This is a genomic window from Brevundimonas sp. UBA7507, assembly GCF_002478355.1.
Lineage (GTDB): Bacteria > Pseudomonadota > Alphaproteobacteria > Caulobacterales > Caulobacteraceae > Brevundimonas > Brevundimonas diminuta_D.
In genome coordinates this window covers 621,354-628,693 of the sequence record NZ_DLNP01000013.1, presented here as the reverse complement: position 1 = coordinate 628,693, position 7,340 = coordinate 621,354, and the positions used below count along the sequence as shown (strand labels likewise).

The 7,340-nt window shown below is 68.7% G+C and carries 5 protein-coding genes; 2 read left to right on the top strand and 3 right to left on the bottom strand.

The window, feature by feature from the left end:
* The first annotated feature begins 127 nt into the window (after positions 1 to 127).
* Both B3D50_RS10585 and B3D50_RS10580 read left to right on the top strand, forming a co-directional pair.
* Positions 128 to 1,705, top strand: a complete 1,578-nt coding sequence (locus tag B3D50_RS10585; protein WP_286951123.1) for a PAS domain-containing hybrid sensor histidine kinase/response regulator — start codon at positions 128 to 130, stop codon at positions 1,703 to 1,705.
* Positions 1,706 to 2,007: 302 nt separating this feature from the next.
* Complete coding sequence (locus B3D50_RS10580; RefSeq protein ID WP_269297967.1) at positions 2,008 to 3,321, top strand: hemolysin family protein; 1,314 nt, start codon at positions 2,008 to 2,010, stop codon at positions 3,319 to 3,321.
* A gap of 25 nt (positions 3,322 to 3,346) precedes the next feature.
* Here the strand turns inward: B3D50_RS10580 and B3D50_RS10575 are convergent, their stop codons facing one another.
* The 3 genes from B3D50_RS10575 to cydD all read right to left on the bottom strand — a co-directional run bounded on the left by B3D50_RS10575 (position 3,347) and on the right by cydD (position 7,216).
* Positions 3,347 to 3,718 carry a hypothetical protein gene (locus B3D50_RS10575; RefSeq protein WP_003165501.1) on the bottom strand — a complete coding sequence of 124 codons (372 nt, stop codon included), beginning with the start codon at positions 3,716 to 3,718 and terminating at the stop codon, positions 3,347 to 3,349.
* 193 nt (positions 3,719 to 3,911) lie between these two features.
* Positions 3,912 to 5,576, bottom strand: a complete 1,665-nt coding sequence (locus B3D50_RS10570) for an amino acid ABC transporter ATP-binding/permease protein (RefSeq protein ID WP_286951121.1) — start codon at positions 5,574 to 5,576, stop codon at positions 3,912 to 3,914.
* The gene (cydD, locus tag B3D50_RS10565) at positions 5,573 to 7,216 is read right to left on the bottom strand and encodes a thiol reductant ABC exporter subunit CydD (RefSeq protein ID WP_286951119.1); all 1,644 of its coding nucleotides are present in this window, start codon (positions 7,214 to 7,216) and stop codon (positions 5,573 to 5,575) included. Before cydD ends, B3D50_RS10570 begins: the two co-directional genes overlap by 4 nt.
* Between the last annotated feature and the right edge of the window lie 124 nt (positions 7,217 to 7,340).

Here is a 7,340-nt window from a genome sequence, read left to right as displayed (position 1 = left end):
ATCCGGGGGCCGTTTTGCTTTCTGACAATGCATTGAATCGGAGCGGGCGCCCGACTTTGGTCGAATGGGACGGTTAAGCTTTTCTCAGCCAGGCGTGGGCCATCAGGCGTCGCTGAAAGGACCATCTATGACTGACGTTGACTGGCCCCGCCGCGCTGGCCTCTCCGCCGCGCTCGACGAGGCCGCCATCGTGGCGATCACGGATCGCGCTGGCCGTATTCTGTACTGCAATGACAAGTTCGAGGCGGTCAGCGGCTACTCGCGTGAGGAACTGATCGGTCAGACGCACAGGGTGGTGAACTCGGGCGTCCACCCGCGCGACTATTTCCGCAATCTGTATCGCACCATAGCGGGGGGCGAGGTGTGGCGCGGCACCATCCAGAACCGCGCCAAGTCGGGCGAGCCCTATTGGGTCGATACGACCATCGTGCCGAACCTGGGGTCTGACGGAAGGCCCGAGACCTACACCGCCATCCGCTTTGAGGTGTCGGACCACGTCCGCGCGCTCAAGGCCCTGGAACTGGCGCAGGCCGAGGCGCGACAGGCCGCCGAGGTGCGGGACCGTTTCTTCGCCAACATCAGCCATGAGGTGCGCACCCCGCTGAACGCCGTGCTGGGCCTGGCCTCGGCCCTGGCGCACACGACGTTGACGTCGCGCCAGACCGAGATGCTGAAGCTGATCACCGGAGCAGGGGACGCCCTGCGTCGCGTGCTGGACGACATGCTGGACCTGTCGAAGATGCAGGCGGGTCAGTTCAGCCTGTCGCTGACGCCGTTTGACCTCAGAGCTGACATCGAGACCGTGGTCGAGATGCGCCGCGCGGTCGCCGAGGACAAGGGGCTGGCGTTGGACGTGGCGTTTGAGCCCAGCGCGCAGGGGCAGGTGATCGGCGATGGCGTCCGCATCACCCAGATCGTCTCCAACCTGGTGTCCAATGCGGTCAAGTTCACGGCTGAGGGGCGTGTATCTGTTCGCGTGGATGTGCGGGACGACGAGGGGTTGGTGATCGAAGTCGAGGATACGGGCATGGGCTTCGACGCCGAGGCGGCGCAGCGCCTGTTCAAACCCTTCGTGCAGGCGGATGACGCCATCTCCCGTCAGTACGGAGGCACCGGCCTGGGCCTGTCCATCTGCAAGTCGCTGGCGGAACTGATGGGCGGACGGATCATCGCAGAATCGGCGCCGGGAGAAGGCAGTTTGTTCCGGGTCACCCTGCCGGTCGAACGCGTGACGGCGGCGGAAGCCGCATCGACGCCGACGGAAGAGACGGCGTCGCCGGAAGGGGCGACGCGCCTTCGCATTCTCGCCGTCGAGGACAATCCGGCCAATCAGATGGTCGTGCGCTGCCTGCTGGAGCCGCTGGGCTTCGAGATCGTCACCGCCGACAACGGTCTGGAAGGCGTGCGGCGTTTCGAGCAGGAGCATTTCGACATGGTGTTGATGGATATGCAGATGCCGGTCATGGACGGGCTGGACGCCATGCGCCGCATCCGCGCCGACGAAGCGCGACTGGGCGCCGCACGCACGCCTATCGTCATGCTGACGGCCAATACGACCGAAGTTCACCATCTGAAGGCGGTGCAGGCGGGCGCCGATCATCTGGTGTCCAAACCCGTCACCCTGGACATCCTGTTGCAGGGGATGGAGCAGGGCGCCGCCGCCGCCGCTGAATGGTCGGGCGAGCCGGTTCTTTCGGCCGCCTGACCGCAGGAACCGGGCGGCGCGGCTCGGCGTTCAGAAGCGGTCGTCAATGATCGGTTAACCACGATGAAAAGCGCCGCGCGTCTGGGCTTGATGATTGGTCTGGTGATCGGGCTCAGCGCCTGCGCCGCCGGGCATATGAGGCAAGGCGACGCCGATACGGGCTTCTACGGCGGCGCCGAAGCGGGTCGAGCGGGCTGAACGCCGCGGTTTCGACAAGAAAGCTGGCGCAGACGGGGCTTCGCCTTTACTATCGGCTGCGCGGACGCCGTTAGTCGCGCCGCGTCAGGGCTTCTCCCTTTTCGATGTTGACCATCGCTATCGCCGTCGTACTGCTGCTTGTGGTGCTGAACGGCCTTTTCGCCATGACCGAACTCGCGGTCGTGTCCTCCCGCAAATCCAAGCTTCAGAGCCGCGCCGAACGAGGCGACCGCGGCGCCCGCGCCGCGTTGAAGCTGGCCGAGGAGCCGACCCAGTTCCTTTCGGCGGTTCAGGTGGGCATCACCCTGATCGGCATTCTGGCGGGCGCCTATGGTCAGGCCGCCATCGCAGGCGAATTGGATGACATCCTGACGGCGAACCTGCCGGCCCTGGCCCCCTATTCGCAGATCATCGCCACAGGCGTGGTCGTGGTGCTGATCACCTATGTCTCGCTGATCGTCGGCGAACTGGTGCCCAAGCGGCTGGCCCTCATCTTCCCCGAGACCATCGCCTCCAAGATGGCCGGTCCGATCTCGACCCTGGCCCTGGTGATGAAGCCGTTCGTGCTGCTGCTGACGGCCTCGACCTCGGGCATCCTCAAACTGTTGGGCGTCAAGGACCGCGACGGCTCGGACGTCACCCAGGAAGAGGTGGAGAGCATCCTGGCCGAGGGCACCTCTGCGGGTCTGATCGAGCCGGAAGAGCAGGAGATGATCGAAGAGATCCTGCGCCTGGGCGACCGGGCCGTGCGCGTGGCCATGACGCCGCGTCACGAGGTCTATTGGATCGCCCTGGACGATTCGGAAGAGGTGCTGCGCGAGGAAATCCGCACCTGCCCTTATTCGCGCATCGTGGTGGCGCGCGACAACGACATCGATAATCCGTTGGGGGTGGTCCACAAGAAGGATCTGCTGGACAGCTTGCTCGACAACGGCGAGTTCAACGTCGAGAAGCTGGTGGCCGAGCCGGCCTTCATTCCGCAGTCGACCTCGGTGCTGAAGGCGCTGGAGATCCTGAAGGGCTCCAAGGTTCACATGGCCTTCGTGGTCGATGAATACGGCGCCTTTGAAGGCGTGGTCACGGCGACGGATCTGCTGGAGATGATCGCCGGCGACTTCAACGAGAGCCATGACGAGGCCGAGACGGCCGTGCGCAAGCGCGCCGACGGCACCTGGGCTGTCGACGGTCAGATCGATCTGGATGAACTGGGCGAGGCCCTGGGCGAGGACTTCGGCGAGCATGAAGGCTTCCACACGGTGGCGGGCCTGGTGCTGCACCATCTGTCGCGGGTGCCGAACGAGGGCGACGTCCTGCAACTGGGGCGTTTCGAGGTCGAGGTCATCGATATGGACGATCGACGCATCGACAAGCTGTTGTTCCGCCCGGTCATCAAGGGCGAAGAAATCGACGCCGCCTGATCCAGGCGGCGTCGATCATGACGGTTCAGTCGCGATCCAGCGGCTGGACCAGGGCGACCCGATAGGGACGCATGGGGCCGCCCGGCTCGGCCAGGGAGACGTATTCCCCCGGCACGAAGCGTTCGCTTTCGAGACGGAAGCCGACGGCGTCGGACTCTTCGCCGGGGAAGTCCAGCACCCAGCGGCCGTCGGCGCCCTGAGACAGTTGGCCGACCGCCAGGGTTTCGCCGTCGCGGAAACGACGGACGCGCGTGCGCTCAGGCGCAGCGAGCAGAGCCGCCGCGTCCAGCCGTGATTGCTGGTCCAGAGTCATGACCAGATCATAGCCGTCGCGCGGATCGCCGTGCGGCGCATCGGCCTCGCGGGCCAGCTCCAGCCGGATGTGATGCAGCGTCATGGTCAGCGCGCCTTGCGGTCGGCCAGATTGCTGCTGATCACGCCATAGGCCATGGCGGCCATGAAGGTGAGAAAGAAGGCGCCCATGGCGGCGACGGGGGCGACGATTTCTGAAGGCATGACAGTTCTCCTATGCCGACAGCAGAGCTTATCGCGACGGCCCCCGCCTTGATGGAGATCAAAGGTCTCGCAGATCAGGCGGCGGCCCGAAGCGGACCGACGTCGGCCTGGACATGGCCGTCCGGGGCGATGCCGCTGACCGTCAGGGCCTGATCGCATAGGGCCAGCGGGGCCGGGCGGTGGCTGACCAGGATCAGGCCCTGACCCGTGCGTTGGAGGCGCTGCGACAGCCGGTCCAGCACCTTGGCCTCAGTGGCGGCGTCCAGGCCTTCGGTCGGCTCGTCCAGCACCAGCCAGGGGGCGGGGCGCAGATAGGCGCGGGCCAGGCCCAGGCGCCGCCGCTCGCCGCCTGACAGCCGTGCGCCGTTTTCGCCCAGAGGCGCGTCCAGGCCGCCGGGCGCGGCGCGGATACGCTCGGCCAGTCCGGCGTCTTCCAGCACGGCCCAGAGCTGGTCGTCATCCGCCGTGGGGGCGGCCAGGCGCAGGTTCTCGCGCACCGTTCCGGCCATCAGCACCGCCTGTTGCGGGGCATAGGCGAACAACGGCCGCACCGCATCCGGGGACAGGGCGGCGCCGTCCATATCGGCGAAGGCGACCTCGCCTGGAATGGGCGCGCGCAGATGCATCATCCGCTCGATCAGGGTGGTCTTGCCCGCGCCTGAGCGGCCCACGACGGCCAGGCGTTGAGGCGGCGTGAGGCGTACATCGGCGGATTGCAGGCGAAGCGTCTGCGCTGCGGCGGCAGGCGCCGCGACGGGCGCTTCGCCGTCCAACAGTTCGCCCAGACGCTGGACGGCGACCGCGACGGCGCCGTTCTGGCGCAGGGCGTTGAGCAGATTTCCGGCGCTCTCGATCGTGGCGACGGCGGCCAGCATGGCCAGCGCCGTCAGGGCGGGAGAGGCGGCGCCTGCAGCCAGCGCCGCGCCCGTGACGCCTAGCGCCATGGCCAGGGTCTGGCCCGCCATCAGCCAACCTCCGGCGCGGGCCAATGCTTCTGCGGCGGCCTCGACGGCGCCGCCCTGACGGGCCAGGCGGTCCACGGCCCAGTCCTTCATACCATAGGCCTGAAGTTCAGGCGCGGCGGCGGCCATGGCGGCGAAGTCGGTCTTGAAGTCGCCCATGGCCTCCTGCAAACGGCGGCCCGCAGGTTCGGCCAGACGACGACCCATGAGGACGCCCAGCGCGACGCTGACCACGGCGGCCAGGGCGACGGCGGCGGCGGCGCGCCATCCGGCCAGCGAGGCCATCACCATGCCGGTCAGCAGGCCCGCGCCCGCGCTCCATGGCGCGGACAGGCGCACGAAGCGGTCCTGAACGGCGTCCACGTCCTGCACCAGCCGGGCCGAAGCCTCGCCGCCCGCCAGCGACAGGGCACGGGTCGCGGGGCCGCGCGCCAGGCCGTCGAACAGTTGGGGGCGCAAGGCGGCCAGCGCCTTCAGCGCCGCCTCGTGTCCGGTGACGCGCTCGCCATAGCGGGACGCGGTGCGCACGATGGCCAGAAAACGGATGACCGCGCTGGGCACCAGATAGTTGAACACATGGGCCGCGGCGGGGCCGGCGGCGCCGGCCAAGGCGGCGGCGGTGATGAACCAGCCCGACACGCCCAGCAGGGCCACGGCTCCGGCGGAAACCAGCGCCCCCGTGACCGAGGCGGCCAGCAGACGCGAGGATTGGGCGCGCTCCTGGGCGCGGATCATGGCCTTGAGGCGGGTGACGCCGGGAGAGGTTTGAGGCTTCACAGGCGCACCACCACATCGGCCAGTTCGGCCACGGCGTCGGAATGGGTCGCGATCAGGGTCGTGCGCCCGCGCGCCGCTTCGCGGATGAGCGGCAGCAGGGCGGCCTCGGCGGCGGCGTCCAGATTGGCGGTCGGCTCGTCCAGCAGAAGCAGGGGCGAGGGCTTGAGGAAGGCGCGGGCCAGGCCCAGACGCCGCCGCTCGCCGCCCGACAGGCCGCCGCCGCGCTCGTCGATCCGGCGGTCCAGCGCGCCGTCGAGGCCCGCCTTGCGCGCGGCCTGTTCGATCTCTTCGGGCGTAGCCCCGCGCCGCGCCAGGGCGATGTTTTCGGCCAGGGTTCCGCGGATCACGACCGGGGCCTGACCGGCCCAGGCGATCCAGGCGGCCAGGTCGGGATTGTCCGACAGGCGCGCGTCGCCGACTTCAACCTCGCCTCCAGACAGGGGCGCCAGGCCCAGGAAGAGGTTCAGCAGGCTGGTCTTGCCTGCCCCGCTGAGGCCGGTCAGGGCCACGATGGAGCCGGGCGCGACCGTCAGATCGAAGCCGCTGAGGACCGGCGCGCCCTCATAGGCGATCGCCACGTCTTTGAAACGCACGGCGGGCGCTGCGACGGGCGGGGAGGGGCGGGCACGGGGTGCCTCGTCAGTTTGATCCAGGCGGCTGAGGCTGGGGACGGCGGACTCGGCGGCCTGACGGTCATGATAGGCGGCGGCGAGACGGCGCATGGGCTGATAGACCTCGGGCGCCAGGGCCAGGACGAAGAAGGCTTGGGCCAGACTCAGCTCGTCCGGCGCCGGAAACGGCAGCAGCTTCAGCAGGTTGAACCCACAGTAGACGGCGACCAGCGCCACGGCCAGAGCCGAGAAGAACTCCAGCACCGCCGAGGACAGGAAGGCGACCTTCAACACCTTGCCGGTGCGGCGGGCCAGGTCGTCCGAGGCGCGGGCGATGACGCGGGTCTGTTGGGCTTCGGCCTGGAAGGACAGGATGGCGGGCAGGGCGCGCACCCGGTCCAGGAACAGGCCCGACAGCCGCTCCAGCGCCTGGAACTGACGACGGCTCTCGGCGCCCGCCGCCATGCCGGTCAGGGCCATGCCCAGGACGAAGGGCAGCAGGGTGAAGATCAGGATGCCGGCGGTGAAGGGGCTGACCACGCCTGCCGCGAGGATCAGGATCAGGGGCGAGACGGCCGCCGCTGTTCGGGCGGGGGCGAAGCGGGCGACGTGGCCGTCCAGGGCCTCTACGCCCTCGGCGGCGGCGGTCATGGCGGCGGCGTCCGACAGGCGGCCGCTGAGGGCGCCCTTCAGCGCGTGACGTCGCAGGCCGTTCTTGGCGGCGCGGGCGGCGCGGGTGTTGACGAAGACCGCGCCCTGGTTGAGCGCGGCGCGCGCGATCAGGGCGACAGTCGCCAGAATCAGACCGGGAACGGCTTCGGCCAGACCCTGCGGCAGGGCGCCGACGGCCAAGGCCAGTCCGGCGGCGAAGCCGATGGCGGGAACCGTGTCCGCGATCACCAGGGCGCCGCCCAGGCTCATCAGGCGACGCCAGGGGGACAGGGCGGATTTCAACCAGGCCGCAGGCACCGTCGTCTCTGCGATTCGTCGCGAATCCGCCTGTTGAGGGTCGACCGGCTGGGCCGTCATCACGTCTCCTGGTGCGCCATTCTGGGAATAAGGGCCTGATCCGGCCTCATCCATTGCAACCGGCGTCGATCGAGAATGGGGCAAAAAGCCTATGGGTCGAAAGGTCTTTGGGCGAAACGCCCTC

Excerpts from the sequence above, each read along its gene's own strand:
- B3D50_RS10585 (WP_286951123.1), top strand. The coding sequence starts at position 128 with ATGACTGACGTTGACTGGCCCCGCCGCGCTGGCCTCTCCGCCGCGCTC.
- B3D50_RS10580 (WP_269297967.1), top strand. The coding sequence starts at position 2,008 with ATGTTGACCATCGCTATCGCCGTCGTACTGCTGCTTGTGGTGCTGAAC.
- B3D50_RS10575 (WP_003165501.1), bottom strand. The coding sequence starts at position 3,718 with ATGACGCTGCATCACATCCGGCTGGAGCTGGCCCGCGAGGCCGATGCG.
- cydD (WP_286951119.1), bottom strand. The coding sequence starts at position 7,216 with ATGACGGCCCAGCCGGTCGACCCTCAACAGGCGGATTCGCGACGAATC.